The 25,005-nt window shown below is 71.6% G+C and carries 23 protein-coding genes; 16 read left to right on the top strand and 7 right to left on the bottom strand.

What is annotated here, in order from left to right; all coding sequences use genetic code 11:
* The first annotated feature begins 35 nt into the window (after positions 1-35).
* From mshD to pstB, 8 genes are all read left to right on the top strand, one after another.
* On the top strand, positions 36-1,049 hold the full coding sequence (mshD, locus tag VR45_RS20265; RefSeq protein ID WP_045941217.1) for a mycothiol synthase: 1,014 nt from the start codon (positions 36-38) through the stop codon (positions 1,047-1,049).
* A gap of 319 nt (positions 1,050-1,368) precedes the next feature.
* Complete coding sequence (locus tag VR45_RS20270) at positions 1,369-3,546, top strand: RNA degradosome polyphosphate kinase (RefSeq protein ID WP_045941218.1); 2,178 nt, start codon at positions 1,369-1,371, stop codon at positions 3,544-3,546.
* Between the two features lie 240 nt (positions 3,547-3,786).
* Complete coding sequence (locus VR45_RS20275; RefSeq protein WP_078896681.1) at positions 3,787-4,872, top strand: CHAD domain-containing protein; 1,086 nt, start codon at positions 3,787-3,789, stop codon at positions 4,870-4,872.
* Between the two features lie 16 nt (positions 4,873-4,888).
* Positions 4,889-5,368: an NUDIX hydrolase gene (locus VR45_RS20280; protein ID WP_078896683.1), complete on the top strand. Its 480-nt coding sequence runs from the start codon at positions 4,889-4,891 to the stop codon at positions 5,366-5,368.
* 243 nt (positions 5,369-5,611) lie between these two features.
* Positions 5,612-6,742 carry a phosphate ABC transporter substrate-binding protein PstS gene (gene pstS, locus VR45_RS20285; RefSeq protein ID WP_045941219.1) on the top strand — a complete coding sequence of 377 codons (1,131 nt, stop codon included), beginning with the start codon at positions 5,612-5,614 and terminating at the stop codon, positions 6,740-6,742.
* 149 nt (positions 6,743-6,891) lie between these two features.
* Positions 6,892-7,869: a phosphate ABC transporter permease subunit PstC gene (gene pstC, locus VR45_RS20290; RefSeq protein WP_045941220.1), complete on the top strand. Its 978-nt coding sequence runs from the start codon at positions 6,892-6,894 to the stop codon at positions 7,867-7,869.
* Positions 7,866-8,942 (top strand): phosphate ABC transporter permease PstA, encoded by a 1,077-nt coding sequence (gene pstA, locus VR45_RS20295; RefSeq protein WP_045941221.1) that lies wholly within the window; start codon positions 7,866-7,868, stop codon positions 8,940-8,942. The genes pstC and pstA overlap by 4 nt, the downstream gene beginning before the upstream one ends.
* A gap of 70 nt (positions 8,943-9,012) precedes the next feature.
* A complete protein-coding gene (gene pstB, locus VR45_RS20300; protein WP_030397520.1) occupies positions 9,013-9,789 on the top strand; it encodes a phosphate ABC transporter ATP-binding protein PstB in 777 nt (258 codons plus the stop codon).
* 190 nt (positions 9,790-9,979) lie between these two features.
* Here the strand turns inward: pstB and VR45_RS20305 are convergent, their stop codons facing one another.
* Positions 9,980-10,978, bottom strand: a complete 999-nt coding sequence (locus VR45_RS20305) for an inorganic phosphate transporter (protein WP_045941222.1) — start codon at positions 10,976-10,978, stop codon at positions 9,980-9,982.
* Positions 10,979-10,983: 5 nt separating this feature from the next.
* Positions 10,984-11,604 carry a DUF47 family protein gene (locus tag VR45_RS20310; RefSeq protein WP_030312623.1) on the bottom strand — a complete coding sequence of 207 codons (621 nt, stop codon included), beginning with the start codon at positions 11,602-11,604 and terminating at the stop codon, positions 10,984-10,986.
* A gap of 425 nt (positions 11,605-12,029) precedes the next feature.
* Between VR45_RS20310 and VR45_RS20315 the strand changes: the two genes are divergently transcribed.
* The gene (locus VR45_RS20315) at positions 12,030-12,422 is read left to right on the top strand and encodes a metal-sensitive transcriptional regulator (protein WP_045941223.1); all 393 of its coding nucleotides are present in this window, start codon (positions 12,030-12,032) and stop codon (positions 12,420-12,422) included.
* 44 nt (positions 12,423-12,466) lie between these two features.
* Here VR45_RS20315 and VR45_RS20320 read toward each other — a convergent pair whose 3' ends face one another.
* Positions 12,467-12,691, bottom strand: a complete 225-nt coding sequence (locus tag VR45_RS20320) for a hypothetical protein (RefSeq protein ID WP_234326051.1) — start codon at positions 12,689-12,691, stop codon at positions 12,467-12,469.
* 172 nt (positions 12,692-12,863) lie between these two features.
* Positions 12,864-13,763 (bottom strand): hypothetical protein, encoded by a 900-nt coding sequence (locus tag VR45_RS20325; protein ID WP_045941225.1) that lies wholly within the window; start codon positions 13,761-13,763, stop codon positions 12,864-12,866.
* 162 nt (positions 13,764-13,925) lie between these two features.
* Between VR45_RS20325 and VR45_RS20330 the strand changes: the two genes are divergently transcribed.
* Positions 13,926-14,117: a hypothetical protein gene (locus tag VR45_RS20330; protein WP_159394280.1), complete on the top strand. Its 192-nt coding sequence runs from the start codon at positions 13,926-13,928 to the stop codon at positions 14,115-14,117.
* A gap of 15 nt (positions 14,118-14,132) precedes the next feature.
* On the opposite strand, the gene VR45_RS20335 is transcribed toward VR45_RS20330, so the two are convergent.
* Complete coding sequence (locus tag VR45_RS20335) at positions 14,133-14,849, bottom strand: phosphatase PAP2 family protein (protein ID WP_045941227.1); 717 nt, start codon at positions 14,847-14,849, stop codon at positions 14,133-14,135.
* Between the two features lie 196 nt (positions 14,850-15,045).
* Positions 15,046-16,230 (bottom strand): bifunctional lytic transglycosylase/C40 family peptidase, encoded by a 1,185-nt coding sequence (locus VR45_RS20340; protein ID WP_078896684.1) that lies wholly within the window; start codon positions 16,228-16,230, stop codon positions 15,046-15,048.
* A 248-nt stretch (positions 16,231-16,478) separates the two neighbouring features.
* On the opposite strand from VR45_RS20340, the gene VR45_RS20345 reads away from it, so the two are divergent.
* The 6 genes from VR45_RS20345 to VR45_RS20370 all read left to right on the top strand — a co-directional run bounded on the left by VR45_RS20345 (position 16,479) and on the right by VR45_RS20370 (position 24,299).
* Positions 16,479-16,829 carry a hypothetical protein gene (locus VR45_RS20345; protein ID WP_045941228.1) on the top strand — a complete coding sequence of 117 codons (351 nt, stop codon included), beginning with the start codon at positions 16,479-16,481 and terminating at the stop codon, positions 16,827-16,829.
* 280 nt (positions 16,830-17,109) lie between these two features.
* Positions 17,110-17,934, top strand: a complete 825-nt coding sequence (locus tag VR45_RS50095; RefSeq protein ID WP_045941229.1) for a hypothetical protein — start codon at positions 17,110-17,112, stop codon at positions 17,932-17,934.
* On the top strand, positions 17,924-19,279 hold the full coding sequence (locus tag VR45_RS20355) for a hypothetical protein (protein WP_234326050.1): 1,356 nt from the start codon (positions 17,924-17,926) through the stop codon (positions 19,277-19,279). Before VR45_RS50095 ends, VR45_RS20355 begins: the two co-directional genes overlap by 11 nt.
* A 7-nt stretch (positions 19,280-19,286) precedes the next feature.
* A complete protein-coding gene (locus VR45_RS20360) occupies positions 19,287-20,861 on the top strand; it encodes an SCO6880 family protein (RefSeq protein ID WP_045941230.1) in 1,575 nt (524 codons plus the stop codon).
* 38 nt (positions 20,862-20,899) lie between these two features.
* On the top strand, positions 20,900-22,249 hold the full coding sequence (locus tag VR45_RS20365; RefSeq protein ID WP_037782249.1) for an ATP-binding protein: 1,350 nt from the start codon (positions 20,900-20,902) through the stop codon (positions 22,247-22,249).
* 256 nt (positions 22,250-22,505) lie between these two features.
* On the top strand, positions 22,506-24,299 hold the full coding sequence (locus VR45_RS20370; RefSeq protein WP_045941231.1) for a bifunctional metallophosphatase/5'-nucleotidase: 1,794 nt from the start codon (positions 22,506-22,508) through the stop codon (positions 24,297-24,299).
* Positions 24,300-24,389: 90 nt separating this feature from the next.
* Here the strand turns inward: VR45_RS20370 and VR45_RS20375 are convergent.
* A partial coding sequence (locus tag VR45_RS20375; protein ID WP_045941232.1) for an ATP-binding protein occupies positions 24,390-25,005 on the bottom strand: 616 nt, incomplete at its 5' end.

Below are 25,005 nucleotides of genomic sequence, written 5' to 3' on the forward strand. Positions count from 1 at the left end.
GTTCTTTGCGTTGACCGTTGACGTATCGTCAGGGCATGGACGATCGAACGGCAACAACGGGCGACGCGACCACGGTCCTCGCCTCCGACGTACTGCGGCCGGCCCAGCGGGACGCGGCCCTGCGGGTCCTGGCGGAGGCCCAGGCCGTGGACGGCCGGGCGGCCGTGTCCGAGCAGGGGCGGCTCCGCCTGCGCTCCCCGGAGACGGCCCGGCCCGGAGTGACCCACTTCCTCGCGCTCGCCGGTCCGGACGGGGACGCGGCGGGCGTCGTCGGCTACGGCCAGCTGGAGGTGCCCGACAGTGGGGCGAACCCGGCCGCCGAGCTCCTGGTCGCTCCGACCGACCGGGGACGGGGCTTCGGCCGTCCGCTGGTGGACGCCGTGCTGGCGGAGGCCGGGAAGGCCGGCCGGGACCATGTCGACTTCTGGGTGCACGGCGGCCACCCGGCGGCCCGGCACCTGGCCGGCGCGTACGGCGCCGAGCTGGTCCGCGAACTGCGGCAGATGCGCCGGACCGGGCCGCAGACCGAGGAGGCCCCGCTCCCGGCCGGGATCGAGCTGCGGACCTTCCGCCCCGGCGAGGACGACGCCGAGTGGCTGCGGCTGAACGCGCTCGCCTTCGCCCACCACCCGGAGCAGGGCGCCTGGACCGGGGCGGACCTCGCCGACCGGCTGGCCGAGCCCTGGTTCGACCCGGCCGGCTTCTTCCTCGCCACCCGGGACGGCAAGCCGGTCGGCTTCCACTGGACGAAGGTGCACCCGGCCACCGCCACCGAGCCCGAGCTCGGCGAGGTCTACGTGGTCGGCGTCGATCCGGCGGAGCAGGGCAGCGGCCTGGGCCGGGCGCTGACCGCGGCGGGCCTGCGTCATCTGACCGGTCGCGCCGCCGGCGAGCGCGGGCTGGACACCGTACTGCTGTACGTCGACGCGGACAATCCGGCGGCGGTGCGGGTGTACGAGCGGCTGGGGTTCACCGTCCACGAAATCGACCTGATGTACCGCGCCGGGGTCGGGTCGGCCGGGGCCGTTCCGCCGCCCCTTTCCGCGTAACGGAGAGTGACGATCGGAAAAGGGCGCCCCGGCGGCGCCTAGCGGAGAGAACGAGGCCGCGGCAACGGTTGTGCACCCGGTGCCGCGGCACTGACCGCCTCAGCTTTCCTCCTGGCCATGCGGTGTTTACCGTGGATTCAATTAATGCCGCGAAGATCACAGGATGAAGTCCGTAGTGTCTCGCTCGTGCAGCGTCGGCCAACACGTGGCCGGTCCTGTGGCGACCGCGCCGGGTGGGTGGGCGTGGGCGACGGGCGAGGGCGACGGCTCGAAGAGCATTTCGTGTCCGGACGCCGTCCTGCTGGAGGAGCTGGAGCCCATGAGCATCCCCCGCCCCGTCCCTGCCCCGCCCTCCCCACCCGCGCGGATGTCCAGCGCGCTGGGGATACCGCCGGAGCCGACCGTCACCGACGAGCAGGACGCCGAGGAACTGCCGCAGGGCCGGTTCCTGGACCGTGAGCGCAGCTGGCTCGCGTTCAACGAGCGGGTCCTGGAACTTGCGGAGGACCCGGGGATCCCGCTGCTGGAGCGCACCAAGTTCCTGGCGATCTTCGCGAGCAACCTCGACGAGTTCTTCATGGTCAGGGTGGCCGGCCTCAAGCGCAGGATCGCCACCGGCGTGGCCCAGCGCAGTGCCTCGGGCCTCCAGCCGCGCGAGGTGCTGGACCTCATCTGGACCCGGTCGCGCGAGCTGATGGCCCGCCATGCCGCCGCGTTCCAGCAGGAGGTGCTGCCGGACCTCGCGGCCGAGGGCATCGAGGTGGTCCGCTGGTCGGGGCTGGCCGAGAAGGAGCAGGCGCGGCTGCACTCGCTGTTCCGGCAGAAGATCTTCCCGGTGCTCACCCCGTTGGCGGTGGACCCGGCGCACCCCTTCCCCTACATATCGGGGCTCTCCCTCAACCTGGCCGTGGTCGTGCGCAACCCGGTGTCCGGGCACAAGCACTTCGCCCGGGTGAAGGTGCCGCAGTCGCTCGCACGCTTCCTGGAGGCCTCCCCGCAGCGGTACGTGCCGCTGGAGGACGTCATGGGGGCGCATCTGGAGGAGCTCTTCCCGGGGATGGAGGTGCTCGCCCACCACGCCTTCCGGGTCACTCGCAACGAGGACCTGGAGGTGGAGGAGGACGACACCGAGAACATCCTGAAGGCCCTGGAGAAGGAGCTGATGCGGCGGCGCTTCGGCCCGCCGGTGCGGCTGGAGGTCGAGGAGTCGATCGACCCCTACATCCTGGACCTGCTGGTGCGGGAGCTGAACATCACCGAGGCGGAGGTCTTCCCGCTGCCCGGCCCGCTCGACCTGACCGGGCTGTTCGGCATCGCCGGGCTGGACCGGCCGGAGCTGAGCTACCCGAAGTTCGTGGCGGGCACCGCGCGCGGCCTGAGCGATGTCGAGTCGGCCTCGCAGCCGGACATCTTCGCCGCGATGCGCGAGCGGGACGTGCTGCTGCACCACCCGTTCGACAGCTTCTCCACCTCGGTGCAGGCCTTCCTGGAGCAGGCCGCCGCCGACCCGGACGTGCTGGCGATCAAGCAGACGCTGTACCGGACCTCCGGGGACTCGCCGATCGTCGACGCGCTGATCGACGCGGCGGAGTCCGGCAAGCAGGTGCTGGTCCTGGTCGAGATCAAGGCGCGCTTCGACGAGCAGGCCAACATCAAGTGGGCCCGCAAGCTGGAGGAGGCCGGCTGCCATGTGGTCTACGGCCTGGTCGGGCTGAAGACGCACTGCAAGCTGTCGCTGGTGGTCCGGCAGGAGGGTGACACCCTGCGCCGCTACTCGCACGTCGGCACCGGCAACTACCACCCGAAGACCGCCCGGCTCTACGAGGACCTCGGTCTGCTGACCTCGGACCCGCAGGTCGGCGCGGACCTCTCGGACCTCTTCAACCGGCTCTCGGGCTATTCGCGCCGCGAGTCCTACCGCCGGCTGCTGACAGCGCCGCGCGGGCTGCGGGACGGTCTGGTGGGGCGGATCCACAACGAGATCGCCAACCACCGGGCCGGGCGTCCGGCGCACGTGAAGCTCAAGGTCAACTCGATCGTCGACGAGGCCGTGATCGACGCGCTGTACCGGGCCTCGCAGGCCGGGGTGCCGGTGGACGTGTGGGTGCGCGGCATCTGCGCGATCCGCCCCGGGGTGCCGGGGCTGAGCGAGAACGTCCGGGTGCGCAGCATCCTGGGGCGGTTCCTGGAGCACTCGCGGGTCTTCGTGTTCGGCAACAACGGTGATCCGGAGGTGTGGATCGGCAGCGCCGACATGATGCACCGCAATCTGGACCGCCGGATCGAGGCGCTGCTGCGGATCACCGACCCGGCGCACCGGGCCGAGCTGTCGGGGCTGCTCGACCTCGGGATGTCGGACGAGACGGAGTCCTGGCACCTCGGGGCGGACGGGTCCTGGACCCGGCACGCCCAGGACGCCGACGGCAAGCAGCTGCGGCACGTCCAGGACCTCCTCATCGACTCGCGTCAGCGCCGTCGGGCCGTCGCGGCCAGATGAGTGCCGGTCGCCGCCACGGCCCCGCTGACGCCGGATGTGACGACGTGAGCCGCGACACCGCGCGGCGTGCCCGGGCCGGACCGAACGGTGCGGGCCACGCCGCCGGGGGACACGACGGCACGAGATTCGACGACGCGACCGCGCGACCCACCGACGCGAGCCGCTGAGCGGCAGGGACCCGCTGAGCGGTCGGCCACCAGCCCCGGGGACGGCCCCGGGGGAACGGGGATCTACCTAGCCATGACCGAAGCGCCGATGACGGCCCAGGCGGCCTCCACCGCGACCGCCGGGGACATCCTCTCCAGCCATCTCACCGGCCTGGCGGGTGCGTTCCTGCGCGCCCTGCCGCTGGCGGTGGGCGAGGTCGGCGCGAGACCGGGTGCGGCGGCCGTCCCGGCCGCGGGCACGGGGGACCTGCTGCGGGCGGTGCGGCGGATCGGCGGGCTGCTGCACACCTTCGGCGGGTCCTTCGAGCCGGGCTGGGTGCAGGAGTCGCGTGCCGAGCTGTCCTGGCTGCTGAACCTGCTGGCGCTGGAGCCGGGTCTGGTGCGGCGGGCGGCCCGGCTGCTGGGCGCGCTGGACGGGCTGAGCGGCAGCGAGGCGGAGGGGCCCGGCATGCTGGCCGGTCACGCGGGGGGGCCCAAGGCGCGGGCGCTGCTGGACCGGCAGCTCACGCTGGCCCGGACCAGGGCGCACTCGACGGTGCTGCAGGAGCTGCGGTCGGCGCGGCTGCACGCCCTGGCGGACCGGATGACGCTGCTGGTGGCGGACGCGCCGCTGGCGAAGCCGGCCGAGGGCCGGGCCGGGGCGGTGCTGATGCCGCAGGCGGCGGCGGCGTTCGGGGCGCTGGCGGCGAGCACCCAGCTGCTGCCGTTGCAGCGGGCGGCGACGCCGTACGGCGGGGACGGGCTGCGTCGGCTGGGGTCGGTGCCCAGTGCGCGGGGCGCGCTGGACGCGGACGCGGCACTGGCCGCGGACGACGCGCCGTGGCACCGGACCCGGGTGCTGGTGAAGCGGGCCCGGTACGCGCTGGAGGTGTGCGGGCGGCCGTCGGCGGTGCTGGACGACCTGGACCAGGTGCTGCTGCGGCACCAGGAGGCCTCGGAGGCGGCGGTGACGGCGGCGACCGCGGCGCGCACGCCGCGGATCACCCCGGCGACGGCGTACGTGCTGGGCGTGGTGCACGCCGATCAGCGGCTGGAGGTGGAGGCGGCGCGGTACGCCTTCGGCCGGCGCTGGCCGGAGCTGCCGCCGGGGGCGGAGGCGTGGTTGGAGCTGCCGCCGGCCGAGGGCTGGGGGTCGGCGCCGGAATCGCGGACGGCCTGAGGTGGGCGGGCGGCCGGTGCCGGCGGACCGGTGGCCGGTCGGCCGTGGGCCGGTGGTGCTGGCGGCGGGGGCGGTGCTCTGGCTGCCGGGGCGGCCGAAGCGGAGCGGGCGGCTGGGCCGGCCGCGGCTGGCGGTGATCCACCGGCCGAAGTACGACGACTGGAGCCTGCCGAAGGGGAAGCTGGACCCGGGCGAGAGCGTGGTCGAGGCGGCGTTGCGCGAGGTCCGGGAGGAGACCGGGTTCTCCTGCGTGCTGGGGGCGGAGCTGCCGACCCAGCACTATCTGGCGCAGGGCCGGCCGAAGGAGGTCCGGTACTGGGCGGCGGTGCCGACGGAAGGCGCGTTCCGGCCGAACCGGGAGGTGGACCTGCTGGAGTGGCTGCCGGCCGGGAAGGCGCGGGCGCGGCTGACCCATGAGCGGGACCGGCGGCTGGTGGACGCGCTGCTGGCGTTGCTGGGTGCGAGGCCGGTGCGGGTGCGGGGCCGGGAGTCGTGAAGGAAGCGTGGAAGTGATCTTCCCGCGCTCTTGCCGTGACGCAACCGTTACTACCTGACGTAGTTTCCTGTCATCCGTCCGAGGTTCACTCTGCGTTCACTTCCGACCGGCTGACGCGTCACCTGCCCGGCCTACTTTCGGTATCACCGGCGGGCCGAAGGGGCCCCGGACCTCAGCAAAACCCGTGCTGCGTCGTGCTGGCCACGACCCGCGCGTCGGGCAATGCCACAGAAAGGGACACCTGTGAAGCTCCAGCGGAACGGCCGCTCCAAGGCCCTCGCGATCGGTGCCATGGCGCTCGTCAGCTCGCTGTCGCTCGCGGCCTGCGGCTCGGACGATAACACCACCGCCGGCGGCTCCAGCGGCTCCTCGGCCGCTGCCCCGGCGATCGACTGCGGCCCGAAGCAGGCCCCCCTGGTGGCCGCCGGCTCCACCGCCCAGGGCAACGCGATCGACATCCTGAAGAACAACTTCGGCGCGGCCTGCAAGGACACCACCATCAACTACGGTGGCGGCGGCTCGGGTGCCGGTGTCCAGCAGTTCAACCAGGGCAAGATCCAGTTCGCCGGCTCGGACTCGGCGCTGAAGCCGGCCGAGGTCGACGCCAGCAAGGCTGTCTGCACCGGTGGCCAGGGCATCAACCTGCCGGTCGTCGCGGGCCTGATCTCGATCGTCTACAACGTCGAGGGTGTCGACAACCTCGTCCTGGACGGCCCGACGATCGCGAAGATCTTCGACTCGCAGATCACCAAGTGGAACGACCAGGCCATCGTCGCCCTGAACCCGGGTGCGAAGCTGCCGGACGCCGACATCCAGGCCTTCCACCGCACCGACGACTCGGGCACCACCGAGAACCTGACCAAGTACTTCGCCAAGACCTCGGCCGGTGCCTGGTCCTACCCGGCCAGCAAGGCGTGGGCGGGCAAGGGCGGCCAGGGCGCCAGCGGCTCGGCCGGTGTCTCGGCCCAGGTGAAGCAGGTCAAGAACTCGGTCAGCTACGCCGAGCTGTCCTTCGCCCAGACCAACAACCTGAAGAGCGCCTCGATCAACACCGGTGCCGCCAAGCCGGTCGAGGCCACCGCGGTCAACGCCGCCAACACCTTCGCCAAGGCGCAGATCGCCGGCACCGGCAGCGACCTGGCGCTGACCCTCGACTACGCGACCAAGGACGAGGGCTCCTACCCGCTGGTCCTGGTCACCTACGAGATCGTCTGCGACAAGGGCAACAAGGCCGACACGCTGGACGCCCTGAAGGCCTTCCTCGGCTACTCCATCAGCGACGCCGGCCAGAAGGCGATCGGCGACGCGGGCTACGTGCCGCTGCCGAAGGAGCTGACCGGCAAGGTCACCGCCGCGGTCAAGGCCCTCGCCTGATCCAGTAGCACCCTCCGCTGGGGCGGCCCCGTGAACGAGGGGGGCCGGGGCCGTCCCCAGCGGAACGTACCGACGAACGCACCACGTCCGGGGCACCGCCGCCATGGTGCCGCCCCCTCGGGGCCGCACCACCAGACCGGAGTAGACCAATGACTTCAAACACCCCTGCCGCCCCGCCCGGCGGGGAGCGCCGCCGGCGCGACAGCCGGGTCGGCGACAAGATCTTCATGAACCTGTCCCGCGGGTCGGGCATCCTGCTGCTGGTGGTCATGGCCGCCATCGCGGGCTTCCTGACCTGGCGCTCGGGCATCGCCCTGAGCAAGAACGAGGGCAACTTCTTCACCACCTTCGAGTGGACGCCGGACGCCCCGAAGCCGGTCTTCGGCATCGCCGTCCTGGTGTTCGGCACCATCGTCAGCGCGACGATCGCGATGGTGATCGCGGTGCCGGTGGCGATCGGGATCGCGCTGTTCATCTCCCACTACGCGCCGCGCAGGATCGCCCAGCCGTTCGCCTACCTGGTGGACCTGCTGGCGGCCGTGCCCAGCATCATCTACGGCCTGTGGGGCGCGCTCTTCCTGGTGCCGCACCTGGAGGGCCTGACCAGCTGGATGGACGACTACCTCGGCTGGACGTACATCTTCGACCAGTCCCGGGCGACCACCCCGCGCAACCTGTTCACCGTCGGCATCCTGCTGGCGATCATGGTCCTCCCGATCATCACCGCGGTCAGCCGTGAGATCTTCCGGCAGGTGCCGCGGATGCACGAGGAGGCCGCGCTCGCGCTCGGCGCGACCCGCTGGGAGATGATCCGCACCGCGGTGCTGCCCTTCGGCCGCCCCGGCATCATCTCGGCCTCGATGCTCGGCCTCGGCCGCGCGCTCGGCGAGACCATCGCGGTCGCCATCGTGCTCTCCTCCAGCAGCGTCCTCTCGCTGCACGTGCTCGACCCGGGCGGCGGCACCTTCGCGCAGAACATCGCGCTGAAGTTCAGCGAGGCCCAGCCCTTCGGCCGGGACGCGCTGATGGCCTCCGGTCTCGTCCTGTTCGTCATCACCTTGCTGGTGAACGGTGCCGCGCGGCTGATCGTCGCCCGCCGCAAGGAGTACTCGGGGGCCAACTCATGAGCACGGCAACGACGTCGGTCCCGGCGGACGCCCGCCCGTTGGGCCGGCCGCTGACCGCGAACCGGCTGCCCAAGTGGGCCCCGGCCGCCGTGGCAGCCGGCTCCATCGCCCTCGGCTGCGGCATCGGCGCGGTCGGCGGCCTGGAGAGCAAGCTCCAGTGGGGCCTGATCTCCGCGATCCTCTTCGTGGTCGTCAGCTACGTGCTCTCGGCGCAGGTCGAGGGCCGCCGCCAGGCCAAGGACCGGCTCGCCACCTCGGTGGTCTGGGTCGCCTTCATTCTGGCCGTGATCCCGCTGCTGGCCCTGACCTTCTACACCGTCCAGCAGGGCGCCAAGGTGGTGGATGGGAACTTCCTGTCCCACTCCATGCGCGGCGTGCGGGCCTCCGGCCCCGGCGGTGGTATCTACCACGCGCTGATCGGCACCCTGCAGCAGGTCCTCCTCGCCAGCCTGATGGCCGCGCCCATCGGCCTGCTGACCGCCGTCTACCTGGTCGAGTACGGCCGGGGCAAGCTGGCCAAGGCGGTCACCTTCTTCGTCGACGTCATGACGGGTGTCCCGTCGATCGTCGCCGGTCTGTTCATCCTGTCCGTCTGGAACCTCGCCCTCGGCTTCAACTACTCCGGCTTCTCGGGCAGCCTCGCGCTGGCCATCCTGATGCTGCCGGTCGTGGTCCGTTCCACCGAGGAGATGCTCAAGCTCGTCCCGAACGAGCTGCGCGAGGCGTCGTACGCGCTCGGCGTGCCGAAGTGGAAGACGATTCTCCGGATCGTCATCCCCACCGCCATCGGCGGCATCACCACCGGTGTGATGCTCGCGGTCGCCCGAATCACGGGTGAGACCGCACCGGTGATGCTGCTGGTCTTCGGCGCGGACTACATCAACAACAACCCGTTCGACGGGCCGCAGCAGTCGCTGCCGATGTACATCTGGATGCAGTACTCCCAGGTGAACAACCAGTACGGCTACGCCCGTGCCTGGGGAGCCGCGCTCGTGCTGATCGCCTTCGTGATGGGGCTCAACCTCATCGCCCGGGGCATCGCCCGCTGGCGTTCGCCCAAGGCCGGGCACTGAGCGACCGACTGACGTACGACACTGCATCTATCAGCGGCCCCCGGCCGCGGGCGAAAGAAGACGAACGACCATGGCCAAGCGCATCGACGTCAGCGGACTGTCCGCCTACTACGGCTCCACCAAGGCCATCGAGGACATCTCGATGGCGATCGAACCCCGCTCGGTGACGGCCTTCATCGGCCCCTCCGGCTGCGGCAAGTCCACCTTCCTGCGGACCCTCAACCGGATGCACGAGGTGATCCCGGGCGCCCGTGTCGAGGGCAAGGTGCTCCTGGACGACGAGAACCTGTACGGCACCAGCGTCGACCCGGTCGCCGTCCGCCGCTCGGTCGGCATGGTCTTCCAGCGCCCGAACCCGTTCCCGACCATGTCGATCTACGACAACGTGATCGCCGGTCTCAAGCTCTCGGGTGTCCGCAAGAAGTCCGTACTGGACGACAAGGTCGAGAAGTCCCTCCAGGGCGCCAACCTCTGGAACGAGGTCAAGGACCGGCTGAACAAGCCGGGCGCCGGCCTCTCCGGCGGTCAGCAGCAGCGCCTCTGCATCGCCCGCGCCATCGCGGTCGAGCCGCAGGTCCTGCTGATGGACGAGCCGTGCTCGGCCCTCGACCCGATCTCGACCCTCGCCATCGAGGACCTGATCGGCGAGCTGAAGACCCAGTTCACCATCGTCATCGTGACCCACAACATGCAGCAGGCGGCCCGCGTCAGTGACCGCACCGCCTTCTTCAACCTGGCCGGCGTCGGCCAGCCGGGCAAGCTGATCGAGCTCGACGACACCCAGCGGATCTTCTCCAACCCGTCCGTGCAGGCGACCGAGGACTACATCTCCGGCCGCTTCGGCTAAACCGCCGGACCGCGCGGGCAGCGCGACACAGGCTGCTTCGCGGTGCTGCATGGCGGTGCCGCCGCGAAGCATGAAAAGGGCCCGCCCCCCGAGATCTGGGGGGCGGGCCCTGTCGCGTCCGTGTCCGTGCCCGTGTCGGTGCCTGTTGTCCGTTTCCGTTTCCGTTTCCGTGTCCGGACAGGCGGTCCGGTCAGCCCCAGAACAGGTGGACGAACCAGTACACCAGCGCCGCGACCAGGGCGGCCGCCGGCATGGTGATGAACCAGCCGAGCACGATGTTCTTGGCGACGCCCCAGCGCACCGCGCGGATCCGCTTGGTGGCACCCACACCCATGATCGCCGAGGTGATCACATGGGTGGTGGAGATCGGCGCCTTGAAGACGAACGAGGTGATGTACATGACGGTCGAGGCGGTGGCCTCGGCGGCGAAGCCCTGCGGCGGGTCGAGCTCGATGATCTTCCGGCCCAGGGTCCGCATGATCCGCCAGCCGCCGGCGTAGGTGCCGAGCGAGAGCATGGTCGCGCAGGAGATCTTCACCCACACCGGGATCGGGTCGTCCTGGCTCTGGTGGCCCGAGATCACCAGGGCCATCACCACGATGCCCATGGTCTTCTGCGCGTCCTGCAGACCGTGCGCGAGCGCCATCGCGGCGGCCGAGGCGGTCTGCGCGACCCGGAAGTTGCGCTTGGCCCGGTGCGGGTTGGCCCGGCGGAACAGCCAGAGGATCGCCAGCATCACCAGGAAGCCGCCGACCAGGCCGACCACCGGGGAGACGATCATCGGGATGATGATCTTGTCGATGACGCCGCTCCAGATCACCTCGGTGCCGCCGGCCAGGGCCGCGCCGACCATGCCGCCGAACAGCGCGTGCGAGGAGGAGGAGGGCAGGCCGAAGTACCAGGTGACGAGGTTCCAGGCGATCGCTCCGACCAGCGCGGCGAACAGGATCGCCATCCCCTGGTTGCCGGTCGGGGTCTCGATGATGCCCTGGGAGACGGTGTGCGCCACCCCGCTGCCCAGGAAGGCGCCGGCCAGGTTCATCACCGCGGCCATCGCCAGCGCCGCCCTGGGCGTCAGCGCCCGGGTGGAGACCGAGGTCGCGATCGCGTTGGCCGAATCGTGGAAGCCGTTGGTGTAGGTGAAGAAGAACGCAACGCCGACGACGGCGATGAGTGCTGCCATGTCCACGGGGGTCAGGACTCCTTGACCGCGATGGTCTCCACCGTGTTGGCGACGTGCTCGAAGGCGTCCGCGGCCTGTTCGAGGACGTCCACGACCTGCTTGAGCTTGAGCACCTCGATCGCCTCGTACTGGCCGGAGAAGAGGTGGGCGAGCAGCTTGCGGTGGATCTGGTCGGCCTGGTTCTCCAGCCGGTTGACCTCGATCCAGTACTCGGTCAGGTTGGACATGCTCCGCAGGTTCGGCATCGCCTCGGCGGTCAGCTCGGCGGCGCGGGCCAGGACCTCGATCTGCTGCTCGATGCCCTTCGGCAGGGTCTGGATGTCATAGAGGACGACCAGGTCGACGGCCTCCTCCATGAAGTCCATGATGTCGTCCAGCGACGAGGCGAGGTTGTAGATGTCCTCGCGGTCGAAGGGCGTGATGAAGGACGAGTTCAGCTGGTGGAAGATCGCATGGGTGGTGTCGTCTCCGGCGTGCTCGGCGGCGCGCATGCGCTCGACGATCTCCGCGCGGGCCGACACGTCTGATCCCAGCAGTTCCAGCAGGAGCTTCGAGCCCACGACCAGGTTCTCCGCGGCGGCGGCGAACATGTCGTAGAAACTCGTCTCCTTCGGGGTCAGGCTAAAACGCACGGAAATCTCCGATGTGCGGGGTAGGGGACTGAACGATGCTAGGTGCAACCGCGCGTGGGCGCGCAAACGGGGTGGCCGAAAAGGAGCCGGAACCTCCCCTTCCGTTCGGCTGCCGCAGCGGTGGGTCCGATGCACCACAGGTACGGGCGTGAGCCCCCAGTCTGACGGAACCTCGCCCGGATTGCCCCTGCTGTGCGGGCGGAACGACGGGGTGTTCCCCGGACGGGGGAACCCGGGGCCGACCGGGGCCTGACGCGGCCGCTCCCGGGCCCGCTGCTGCCCGTCGTCGACCTGTCGTCGACCCGTCGCCGGCCGGTCACCGGCCCGCTCCGGGCCGACGGCGTCGGAGGAACACCACGACGGGCCCGGGTGTTGGACACTGGAGGCCGACGCAGCCACCCAGGCACCCAGACGAAGGCGGGCCGATGACCACCACGCAAGCGCGTACCGGGCCGGAGCAGGCGCCCGGGGCGGAACCGCACGGCGAGCACGCGGTCTCCCCGGATGCCGCCGGGGCCGCCCACACCGGTCACGGGCCGCACGGCTACAGCGCCCAGAAGGACGCGCACCTCAAGCGGCTGCGCCGGATCGAGGGCCAGATCCGCGGCCTCCAGCGGATGGTCGACGAGGACGTCTACTGCATCGACGTGCTCACCCAGGTCTCGGCCGGCACCAAGGCCCTGCAGTCCTTCGCGCTCTCCCTGCTGGAGGAGCACCTGCGGCACTGCGTCGCGGCCGCCGCCGAGGAGGGCGGGACCGAGCTGGACGCCAAGGTCGCCGAGGCCACCGCGGCGATCGCCCGACTGCTGCGCAGCTGAGCCCGGCACGGCCGACGGCGGCGACGGCCCGGGTGCCGCGGGGCCTACGGGTCCCGCGGGTCCGGCAGCTCGCGTTGGTCCGGCAGCTCGTGCGCCGCTTCGGCGGCCGGGCCGCCGTCGGGCCGGTCGAGCAGCACCTCGTCGATCCGCTCGGTCGGCAGCCGGTCACCGCTGCTGGCCGTGGCGGCGATCATCAGCTCACCGGCCAGCTCGATCTCGTCGAGGGCCGCGTCGTCGTGGCCGCCGCTGCGGTCGCCCGTGGACGCCATCACCTGCACCACCCCTTCAGCGCCTCACCAGCCCGGGCGGCAGCCACCCGACGTCCAGCCTAGGCACTTCGGAGCCCGTCCACATGGCACGGACGGGCCATCTCGGCGCCGCCGAAACGGGTGGGCTCCGGGACTCCCGGGCCCACCCGGACCGGCGGCCTCCCACGCCGAGCTACTTCGGGTTCTCACCGGGCTTCATGGTGAAGATGTCCGAGGCGGCGGGCTCGGCGGCCTCCACCGGCTTGCCGAAGTCCGTCAGCGTGGTGGTCGAGACCACCTTCACCTGGTCCTTCGGCTCCTTGGACCCGGCCACCCCGGCGAAGGTGAAGACCTCGACCACCTTGTGCAGCCGGCCCTGGTCGTCCAGCCAGGCGTCGTAGGGGACGTCCTTCACGGTGAAGGTCTGCGCCCCCATCCGCAGGCCGTCCCCGCCCCGGCCGCCGGTCGCGTCGGCCGCCTTGGTCAGGTCCAGGGTGCCGCGGTAGTGCTTCAGGGACACCCCGTCGACCGTCTCGGTGCCCACCGGTTCGGCCTTCTGCGCCCCGCGCAGCGCGCCCGCGGCGGAGGCCGGGTCGGTGGCCCCGCCACTGACCAGGTTGCCGTCCGGCAGCTGGCGGACGTCCAGCTTGACCCACTTGCCCTCCGGCACCTTGGCGCCGCTGTTCTGGAGGTAGACGGTGCCGGGCAGCAGCACCTCGACGATCTTGCCGGTGGTCGCGGCACCGGGCGGCACCTGCACCTCCAGCCGGCCGATCCGCTTCACGTAGTCGTAGCCGCCGGTGCCGGTGAAGACGGCCTTCTTGTCGGCGGACTCGGTCACCAGCTCGGTGGCGGCGTGCGCCGAGCCGGCCCGGCCGGTGATGTCCGCGGTGCCGCGGACCGCCGTCAGCGGGTCGGCGGAGAGCTGGTCCGGGGTGCTGCTCGCCTGCTGGTCGGCCGAGGCGCCCCCGGCGCTGTCCGGCGAGCAGCCGGCCAGTCCGGCCGCGCCGGTCAGGACGGCGGCGAGCAGCACGGCCCCCGCCGCCGGCCGCGGCCGCCGCTCCGCCCGGCCGGTGCGCTGCTGGTCGGTCATCTTCATCCTCGCGAAACCCCCTCGGGCCCGACTGCCCCGCCGGCCACCAGGGGGTGGGCAGAGCTCTTTCCGGGCAAACGAGTTGGGGCACGAGGGGTTACGCGGGACCGGGCGCGTTCCGGACGTCGCGCGCCGGTGGTCCGGCGCGTTACCGTGAACCACGTGCACAGTGAGCTGCCGGACCTTCCCGGCACCGTCCGGATGCCCGAGCACCGTGTCGCGATCAGCGAGCGCGGTTCCTTCTGCTTCGCGACCTGCAGCTGCGGCTGGTTCTCCCCGGCCCGGCGCTCGCGCGACCTCGCCCGCCGCGAGGCCGAGGAGCACCTGACCGGCAGCGATACCGCCCCGGCGTAGGGCGGGTCTGTCCGATCACGCGGCCAGGTCGGACTCGGGCCGGGGCTCCTCGGTGCGGAGCGCACCGCGCGTCCCGCCGCCGCGCCGCCCCCGTCCGCCGCCGGGCTCGCCGCGCCGCCCGGCGCGGATCAGCGGGGCGAGCGGGGTGCGGGTCAGGGCGTGGCAGAGCGGGACGAGCACGGCCATCGCGATCGGCGCCAGCAGCAGCACCACGGCGACGGCCAGCGCGAAGCCGCCGATCACATCGGTGGGGTAGTGGACGCCCATGTACATCCGGCAGAAGCCCTGCAGCAGGGCCAGGCCGCCGGCGATCCAGCCGAGCCGGCGGTTCACCAGGAACAGCGCCACCGCGATGCCCATCGACATCGTGGAGTGGTCGCTGACGAAGGAGTAGGTGCCGGCCTTGCCCTCGACCAGGACCTCCAGGTCGGGGTGGTCCACGAAGGGCCGGGGGCGGTCCACGATCGCCGCGATCGGCAGGTTGGCGAGCTCGGCGATGGCGACCGACAGCGGGGCCCAGAGCAGCCCGGCGACCGCCACCGGGGCGTCCGGACGCCGTCGGGCCTGCAGCCAGCCCACCAGGCCCAGCAGGGCCAGGCCGATCAGGATGCCGTACTCGCCGATCCAGGAGACCAGGTGGTCCAGCCGGGCCGGGGCGTGTTTGGCCAGGCCGTTGACGGCGTAGAGCAGGCCGAGGTCGGGGTTGGTCGTGTCGGCAAGCGGCGTCGACACGCCGCACCTCCTTCTGGTCCGCTGCACCTGGATCGTTCCGGCCGTGGCCCGTCCGCCGTCGCCCAGGTCAGGGCGGCTGACGGAAGGCCAACGGACACAACGTCATAACCGACGGACAGCGTTCCACGGAAACGCGCGGTTATGGAAACTTGACTCAGCGTCCACGCCGCGCGCACACCGGCCGGGCGGTCGGGGATCAGTTCTTTGCGGGGGTTTGACCGGAACCGGCCGGCCCGGTGGCGGCGACCGCGGTGGGCCGGGCGGCCGGGGCCGCCTGCGCCACCTGGGCCGCCGGGGCCGAGGGAGCGGCCGGGGCCGGGGCCGGGGTGGCGGGTGCGGCCGGGTCGCCGGGGCGGCTCGGGGCGATCACCCCGCCGTCGGCGTTGCGGTTCGGCAGGGCCTGGGCGGCGTCCGAGGTCACCCGGGTGGCGCCGATGTACTCCTTGGTGTCGATCTTGTCGTAGCGGATCACCGCGCCGGTGTGCGGGGCGTTGATCATGTATCCGCCGCCGACGTAGATGCCCACGTGGTGGATGGAGCGCGGGTCGGACAGATCGGTCGCCCAGAACACCAGGTCGCCCGGACGCAGCTGGTCGCGGGACGGGTGCGGGCCCGCGTACCACTGGTCGTTGGCGACCCGGGGCAGGATGATGCCCACGCTCTCGAACGCCGCCCGGGTGAGCCCGGAGCAGTCGAACCGCCCGTTCTGCGAGGCCAGCCCGTCACCGCCCCACAGGTACGGGGTGCCGAGCTTGCCCTGGGCGAAGTAGATCGCCCCGGCGGACTGCGCGGAGACCTCCACCGGCGCGACCGGGGAGGCGAAGCTGCGGGACGTGGCCAGGATGTTCCGCACGTACCCCTGGGTCTCCCGGTACGGCGGCACGCCCTGGTACTTCGTCACCGCGCCCGGCCCGGCGTTGTAGGCGGCCAGCATGTTCGACTGGCGGTCGCCCGGGACCTTGGCGACGAAGGCGGCGAGCGCGCAGTCGAAGGTGGCCGCCGAGGCGATCGCGTCCAGCGGCTCCCAGGGGTCCTTCCGGCCGTCGTTGTTGCCGTCCGTGCCGTACGCCGCCCAGGTGCCCGGCATGAACTGCGCCAATCCCTCCGCGCCGACCCCGGAACGGGCCCGTGGGTCGAAACCGCTTTCCTGGTACAACTGCGCCGCGAGCAACGGGGGAGAGAGATCGGGGCAGAGCCGTCCCCACTGTTCGATCGGCCCTTGGTACGCGGCCGGAACGGTTCCCGGGGAGAGTCCGGCGGCATTGCCCTGGCGCTGCGGAGTCCCGCTCGCCGCATACGTCCCGAACGTCACCAGCCCGATGAAGCCGACCGCGACAACTCCTGCGGCAGCGGCGGCCGTAGCGCCCTTCCGGAGTACCATCAGCACCATCCCGACGAATCGTCAGTCGAAGTGTCCCGGAAGGCGTTGCTCACCGCAATCATCAGAGATACAAAGAGTGAGCGCTATCCTTCGTACGGTGGACATCCTCGCGTACGTGTCCGATGACTCACGACCAATCCGCGAGAAGCAGCCAAGTCGACATCAGATCTGGCCAAGAATAGGTACCGACCCTTCGCGCGGGCGGGGTCTGGGCCCTTGAATTTGCCTGATCGGGCGGTGAGATGGAAATGAACCAGAGCAGCGTGCACAGCATCGCGATCGGCCACCTGGCCGAGGACCCTCCAAAGAAGCCGAATATCGACACCATCATCGGCGGGATCGCCCCGGACTGGGGTCCGTTCGCGAGTCTCGGCTCGGAGGCCCGGGTGATGGTCGAGGTCGTCATGGCCGTGGCGATCCTGGCCTGCCTCGGCCTCGCTGTCTGGGGTGCGGCCAAGCAGCGGATCGGCGCCACCGCGATGCGTGACAGCTTCGGTGCCGAACAGGGCAAGGGGCTGATCATCGCCGGCCTGACCGGCGTGTTCATCATTGGATCACTTGGCACTCTGTTCACCATTGTGTACGGCATGGCGATCTGACGATCGGGCAGCGCGGGCCGGGCAGGTGGAGCGGACAGCCGAGGCGGAGCCGACGGCGCCCATGGGGCGGACCGTCGTGACGCGCCGGCGGACGGCGCGGCATCCTTGCCGGTCGGCCTGTCCGATCGTCTGACCGTCCGACTGCCGGACCGTCCGACCGGGCATCCGTGCATGCCCGGCGCCACGCCGGGAATCCATCCACCACCCCTTCCCTCCCGCCCGCCCACGGCCGGAGGGGCCCCCGGAGCCGCCCCCGGCTCCCCGCACCAGGAGGGCCGCCGTGCCGTTGTCCGACGACCAGCCGCACACCCGTACGCGGCTGCCGGTCGGCGAACAGCCCTCGTCGCAGATGAACGCCCGTCAGGCACGTCCGCTGCGCACCCTGCTGACCGTCCTGCTGGTCGTCACCCTGCTCGTCCTGGCGATCTCCATCGCCAACCGGGGCAAGCCCGACCCCGGCACCGCCGCCGCCGGACGCTCCGCCGACCGGGCCGCCGCGGCCACCGCCACCTCCGGCGCGGGCCCCGCGCCCAGCGGGGACCAGCCGGTGACCGCCACCGTCAACGGCATCGCCGCCGGCTTCCCGCACACCGAGCAGGGCGCCCAGTCCGCCGCCGCCAACTACGCCGTGGCCATCGGCTCCGCCGACATGTTCCGCACCGACAGCCGCCACACCATCGTCACCACCATCGCCGACCCGGCCGCCGCCCAGGCCCTCCAGTCCCGGCTGGACCAGGGGTTCGGCGCCGACACCGTGGCCCGCTACGGACTGGACGCCCAGGGCCGCGCGCCCAAGGGCCTCACCTTCGTCAGCCGTACCGTTCCGGTCGGCGCCAAGGCGGTCGGCTACACCGACGCCGAGACCAAGGTCGAGGTCTGGTGCGCCGGTCTGACCGGCCTGGCCGGCGAGCGCTCGGTGCAGCCGGTGGTGGCGAGCTGGTTCACGCTCACCCTCGATCTGCGCTGGACGGGTGGCGACTGGAAGCTCACGGACTACGCAAGCCGGCAGGGGCCCGCACCCATGCCGGGCGACGAACAGGCCGCCACCGCCGAGGAGATCACCGGCGCCGTCCAGCAGTTCGGGGGTTTCCGCTATGCCCGTTGACCTGACCGCCGACCAGTCGGCCGGCCGCCGAGCGGGGCGCGGGGGGGCCGCCGCCGGCGGTGCCGTCCGGCCCGCCGTCCGCCGCGCGGGGACGCTGGCGGGAGCGCTGGCGACCGTGCAGCTCGGGGCCCTGCTCGCGGCGCAGCGCGTCTTCGCCGAGCCGTCCCCGACGGCGACCCCGTCGCCGTCGGCCACGCCCAATGCGAGCTGTCCCGATCTCCCTATCTCCGGCAACGGCATTCTGTGCGTGGACAAGCCGGGCGGCGGGGCGTCCCTGCCCGGGAGCGGGACCGTCGGGACGGTGACGGATCCGTTGGGGGCGTTGGCGAAGGGGTGCGCGCAGGCGGCGGTGTGGGTGGTGCGGAAGTTGTCGGGGGCGATCGACGGGACGACGGAGGTGGACTTCACCAATGCGTCGTTCCTGCAGCAGTACGCGGTGGTGTTCGCCGCGTCGACGGTCGTCACGCTGGTGCTGTGGCTGCTCGCGGTGACCAAGCGGGCGGTGCGCGGGGCGCCGTTGACGACGGCGATCTCGGAGGCGATCGGGTTCCTCTGGCTGACGGTGGTCGCGTCGGCGTTCACGCCGTTGATCCTGTACACGGTGGTGAGCGCGACCGACGGGCTGACCAAGGCGATCGCGGTGGGGACGAAGTCGGACACCGGGACGTACTTGGGCGGGTTCGCGGACACCCTGGAGAAGGGTGACATCGGCGGCGGGCCGTTGATCCTGATCATCACCTCGCTGGTGGCCGTGCTGGCCGCGGCGGTGCTCTGGATCGAGCTGCTGATCCGGGCGGCGATGCTGTACGTGGGCGCGCTGCTGGGGACGGCGGTGTACGCGGGGCTGGTGGACAAGCAGCTGTGGAAGCACGTGCGCCGCTGGGCGGGGGTGATGCTGGCGGTGGACCTGGCGAAGCCGATCATCGTGATCATCCTCGGGCTGGCCGGTGCGGTGTCGGCCGGGGCGGGGGCGAGCGACGACTTCGCCCGGGTGCTGTCGGGGCTGGCGATCCTCTTCCTGTCGATCTTCGCGAGCGCCGCCGTCTACCGCTTCGTGCCGGGCTTCGGCGACGAGATCATGAACATGCGCCACGCCCGGGCGAGCGCGGTGTCCGCCGGGTCGGCGATGATCAACGGGACCGCGAACTTCATGCGGCAGGGCATCAGCACGCACGGCGACCGCGGCCCGCAGGCGGGCGGCGGCGGTGGGGGTGCCGGCGGCGGTTCGGTCGCCCCGGGCATCGCCGCCCACGCGTCCCGGGCGCCCTCGCCGCCTCCGCAGGCCGGGCCGCCGGCCCAGGGCTCGGGTCCGATCCGCGACAGCAATCCAGCGAAGGGAGGGTGACGGGTAAGTGAGCAGCGAACCGCTCGGCCAGTACGGGGCCCAGTACGCCCAGCCGTACGTGCACCAGCGCCGCACCTACCTGATCGGCAAGGCCCGCCCGAACGCGCCGATCGGCCGGAACCGGGAGTCCGGCGAGATCGTGCTGATCATCTTCGGCGCGTTCCTCGGCATGCTCTGGGGTCTGCTGATGCCGGTCCTGCCGTTGCGCATCGCGGGTCTGGTGGGTCTGCCGGCGCTGGCGATCGCGGCCGTCTACGTGCCGTATCGGCGCCGGACCTTCTACAAGTGGGTGGAGATCAACCGCACCTACCGGCGGACGGTCCGCAGCGGCCGGGCGGTGTGGAAGTCGGACGCGGTCGATGCCGGGACGCGGCTGGACGGCCGCGAGGTGGAGATCGGCCCGCCGCCCGGGGTCGGGCGGCTGCGCTGGCTCTCGGCGCCGTTCGGGCCGGACGAGGTCGCGGTGCTGATGCACCTGGAGCGGCGCACGGTGACGGCGGCGATCGAGATCGAGGGCCCGGGTGTCGGGCTGCGCGACTCGGAGGACCAGGAAGCGCTGGTCGACCGGTTCGGGACGCTGCTGAAGCACGTCGCGAACGGGGACGGCTTCGTGACCCGGCTGCAGATCCTGGCCCGGACCCTGCCGGCCGACCCGGACGCGCACGCCAAGGACGTGGAGCGGCGCGGCGACCCGGGCGCGCCGAACTGGCTGAAGGACTCGTACGACCAGTTGCAGTCGATGGTGTCGACCTCGTCCGAGCAGCACCGGGCGTACCTGGTGGCGTGCATGCACTACACCCGGGACCTCGCCGCCGAGGCGCACGCGATGGGGCGGACGGCCACCGGCCGGCGGGCCAGGGACGACGAGGGCCTCGCCTCGGTGATGGCCCGCGAGCTGACCGACATCTGCGCCCGGCTGGCGGAGGCGGACATCCGGGTGCGGCAGCCGCTGGGCCAGGCCCGGCTCTCCTCGCTGCTGCACTCGATGTACGACCCGGACCACCCGATCGACCACCTCCAGGCGATGTCGAGGCGCAATGCCTGGCCGGCCGAGCTGGACGCCACGCACCCGCAGTTCCTCCAGGCGAAGACCCGGGAGTCGGCGACCCGGGAGCCGTGGTGCCACGCCACCGCGTGGATCAAGGAGTGGCCGCTGACCCCGGTCGGCGTCAACTTCCTGGCGCCGCTGCTGGTGCACACCCCGGACGTGATCCGGACGGTGGCGGTGACGATGGACCTGGAACCGACCGATGTCGCCATCGAGCGGATGCTCACCGAGAAGACCAACGACGAGGCGGAGGCCAGCCGCGCCGCCAAGATGAACCGCACGGTCGACCCGCGCGACCTGGCCCACACCGGCCGGGTGGACCAGCGGGGCGACGACCTGGCGTCCGGCGCGGCCGGCGTCAACCTGGTCGGGTACATCACGGTCTCCTCGCGCAATCCGGACGCGCTGGCCCGGGACAAGCGGACGATCCGGGCCTCGGCCGGCAAGAGCTATCTGAAGCTGGAGTGGTGCGACCGCGAGCACCACCGCGCGTTCGTCAACACCCTGCCGTTCGCCACCGGTATCCGCCGCTGAGCGGATCCCGGCCGAGCGACTGATCTGGAGGCCCCCGTATGGCGATCGGCAACCTCACCGACGCGTTCACCAGCCTGGCGTTCGGCAAGGTGGAGACCACCCGGCTGCCGGTGCGCACCTCGACCGGCCAGGCGCAGGCGGTGTACCTGCCGACCGCCGCGCCCGGGCTGGGCGACTCCGGGGTGATCATCGGGCGCGAGGTGTACAGCGGCAAGGGGTACGTGTACGACCCGTTCCAGCTGTACGGCCAGCAGCTGCCCGCCCCGCACTGGCTGGTGCTGGGGGAGTCCGGCAACGGCAAGTCGGCGCTGGAGAAGACCTATGTGCTGCGCCAGCTGCGGTTCCGGGACCGGCAGGTGGTGGTCCTGGACGCGCAGGGCGAGGACGGGGTCGGCGAGTGGAACCTGATCGCCAACGCGCTGGGCATAAAGTCGATCCGGCTGGACCCGATGGCGGCCAGGGACGGCGGGGTGAAGCTCAACCCGCTGGATCCGGCGATCACCCAGACCGGGCAGCTGTCGCTGCTGCGGACCATCGTCGAGGTGGCGATGGGGCGCGGTCTGGAGGAGCGGGCCGGCTTCGCGCTGAAGGCGGCGCACGGGCATGTGGTGGCCACGGTCCGGGACCGCCAGCCGGTGCTGGACGACATCATCGACACCCTGCGCAGCCCCGACCTGTCCTCGGTGGAGTCGCTCGGGGTGGCCGTGGACGAGGTGCAGTCCTGGGGCCTGGACGTGGCGCTGGTGCTGGACCGCCTGGTCGACGGTGACCTGCGGGGCATGTTCGACGGGTCGACCACCGACGGCATCGACCTGGACGCGCCGCTGATCGTCTTCGACCTGTCGCACATCGACCGCAACTCGATCGCGATGCCGATCCTGATGGCGATCGTCGGCGTCTGGCTGGAGCACACCTGGATCAGGCCGGACCGCAAGAAGCGGATCTTCCTGGTCGAGGAGGCGTGGCACATCATCAACAGCCCCTTCGTGGCGCAGCTGTTCCAGCGGCTGCTGAAGTTCGGCCGCCGACTCGGCCTGTCCTTCGTGGCCGTGGTGCACCATCTGTCGGACGTGGTCGACGGGGCGGCGGCCAAGGAGGCCTCGGCGATCCTCAAGATGGCCTCCACCCGGACGATCTACATGCAGAAGGCCGAGGAGGCGCGGGCCACCGGGCGGGTGCTCGGCCTGCCCCGCTGGGCGGTGGAGATCATCCCCACACTTTCGCCGGGCATCGCGGTCTGGGACGTCAACGGCAACGTCCAGGTGGTGAAACACATCATCACCGAGGCGGAGCGCCCACTGGTCTATACCGACCGGGCGATGACCGAGGATGCGGTGGCCGAACGGGTGCGCGCCGACCATCAGTTGGCGGCCGAGCCGGGGATCTGAGCCCGGATCCGGCGGGCCCGGGGCGTTTTCCCGGGCCCCGGGCCGGCGTCCTGGGGCGCCGGTGCGGGTGCGGAGCGGGCCCGGCGAGGCGGTCAGAATCCGACGACGATTCGTCAGTAGGTAACCCTGTCGTTACGTCCAGGGGCCTGACAGCTACGCGCGTTGACCCTAGGCTGCACTCGCGCAACGACACTCGTCTCGCGCGCCCGGGCCTGTCCACAGCTGGGCGCTCTCACAGGTGCAGGGGACCCCCTACATGCTCTCCGTCAGAACCCGACGGTCTGCGTTGGCCGTCGTCGCCGCCGCCGGCCTCGTCGGCACGGTGGCCATGCCGTCCGCGGCCCAGGCCGCGACCGCCAAGAAGCCCAAGACCGTCAACCTCCAGTTGCTGGCCATCAACGACCTGCACGGCAACCTGGAGCCCCCGGCCGGTTCCTCCGGCACCATCCGGGAGATCGACCCGGCCACCGGTCAGCCGGTCAGCACCCCGGCCGGCGGCATCGAGTACCTGGCCACCGCGCTGCGCCAGGCCCGGATCCCCGCCGACGACTCGATCACCGTCGCCGCCGGCGACCTGGTCGGCGCCTCGCCGCTGACCTCCGCGCTGTTCCACGACGAGCCCACCGTCGAGGCGCTGGACAAGCTCGGCCTGGACGTCACCTCGGTCGGCAACCACGAGTTCGACGAGGGTTCCGCCGAGCTGCTCCGCCTCCAGGACGGCGGCTGCCACCCGACCGACGGCTGCTACGAGGAGGGGCGCACGTTCAAGGGCGCCAACTTCAACTACCTCTCGGCCAACGTCACCAACGAGAAGACCGGCAAGCCGCTGCTGGCCCCGTACTGGGTGACCAAGTCGCAGGGCGTGAAGGTCGGCTTCATCGGCGTCACCCTGGAGGGCACGCCGAACATCGTCACCGCCGAGGGTGTCAAGGGCCTCAAGTTCGCCAACGAGGTCAGCACGATCAACAGGTACGCCGCCGAGCTGAAGGCCAAGGGCGTCAACTCGATCGTCGCGCTGATCCACGAGGGCGGCCTGCCGGCCAGCAGCACCTACAACTACGACTGCGGCGCGGCCGGCGAGGGCATCTCCGGCCCGATCGTCGACATCGCCAAGCGGATCGACCCGGCGGTCGGCGCCATCGTCACCGGCCACACCCACAACGCGTACGCCTGCACCATCCCCGACCCGCAGGGCGTGCCGCGTTCGGTGACCAGCGCCGCCTCCTTCGGCCGGCTGTACACCGAGATCGACCTGAAGCTCGACAAGAGCACCGGCGCGATCGTCCGGCCGTCGGTCAAGGCCGAGAACCACATCGTGCGCCGGACCGTCGAGAAGGCTCCGGACATGACGGAGCTGATCTCGCACTACTCCAAGCTCGCCGCCCCGATCGCCAACCGTCCGCTGGGCTACATCGCCTCGGACATCAACGGCCGTGGCAACAGCGACCCGGAGAAGCCGCTCGGCGACGTCATCGCCGACGCTCAGCAGGCCGGCCTCGCGGCGGCCGACAAGGGCGGCGCGCAGGTCGCCTTCATGAACCCCGGCGGCATCCGCTCCGACCTCGTCTACAAGCAGAGCGGCGCCGAGGGCGACGGTGTGGTGACCTACGGCGAGGCGTTCACCGTCCAGCCGTTCACCAACATGATGCAGGTCAAGACGCTGACCGGGGCCCAGCTGATACAGCTGCTGCAGCAGCAGGTGAGCGGCTCCAACGAGGCCTCGCCGAAGATCCTGCAGCCGTCCAAGGGCCTCACCTACACCCTGGACATGCGCAACAAGGGCGCCGACCGGGTCGTCGTCGACTCGATCCGCCTGGGTGGCGCGCCGATCGACCCGGCCGCCAAGTACCGGGTCGCGGCCAATGAGTTCCTGGCCGGCGGCGGCGACGGCTTCCCGGCCTTCGCGGCCGGCACCGACAAGCTCGTCGGCGCCTCCGACCTGGACGTCTTCGCCGCTTACCTCGGTGCCAACAGCTCGGCCGCCGCGCCGCTGAAGGCGCCGGCGCAGGACCGCATCAAGGTCATCGGCCCGGGCAGCACCATCGACTGAGTCGATGGTCGCTGGCCGTGAGCCGGCCGGGGCGGGGCGCTGTCGGGGCGCCCCGCCCTTTTTTCGTGCCCGCGGTTCGGGCCTGCGCGTTCAGTCGGGGGAGGGGCCGCCGGGGAGCCGGACGGTGGCCAGCGCGCCCGGGCCGCCGTCCTGGGCCGGGCCGAGCGACACCTCGCCGCCGGCTTCCCGGACGGTCTGCGCGACGATCGACAGGCCGAGGCCGGAGCCCGGGAGCTGGCGCGAGGACGGGGAGCGCCAGAACCGGTCGAAGACGTAGGGCAGTTCGTCCTGCGGGATGCCGGGACCGTGGTCGCGGACGGTCAGCACGCCCTGGTCGAGCCGGACGGCGATGGTGCCGCCGGGCGGGCTGTACTTGACCGCGTTGTCCAGCAGGTTGATCACCGCCCGCTCCAGGCCGGCGGCGTCGGCGTGGACGAACCAGGGCTCGGTGGAGGTCTCGAAGACCAGCCCCGGGCCGCGCAACTTGGCACGCTCGACCGCCCGTTCGGCGATCTCGTGCACGGCAACCACGGAGAGCGTGCGGACCGGCTTGGGGGAGTCCGGGCGGGAGAGCTGGAGCAGGTCGCCGATCAGTACGGTGAGCTCCTGCATCTGGGCCTTCATGTTGCCGAGCAGCTTGGTGCGGGTGGCGGGCGGGAGCGGCCGGCCGGTGTCGTCGCTGCGGATCAGCAGGTCGACGTTGGTG

Origin of the sequence: Streptomyces sp. NRRL S-495, assembly GCF_000966955.1 — a bacterium.
GTDB classification, from domain to species: domain Bacteria; phylum Actinomycetota; class Actinomycetes; order Streptomycetales; family Streptomycetaceae; genus Kitasatospora; species Kitasatospora purpeofusca.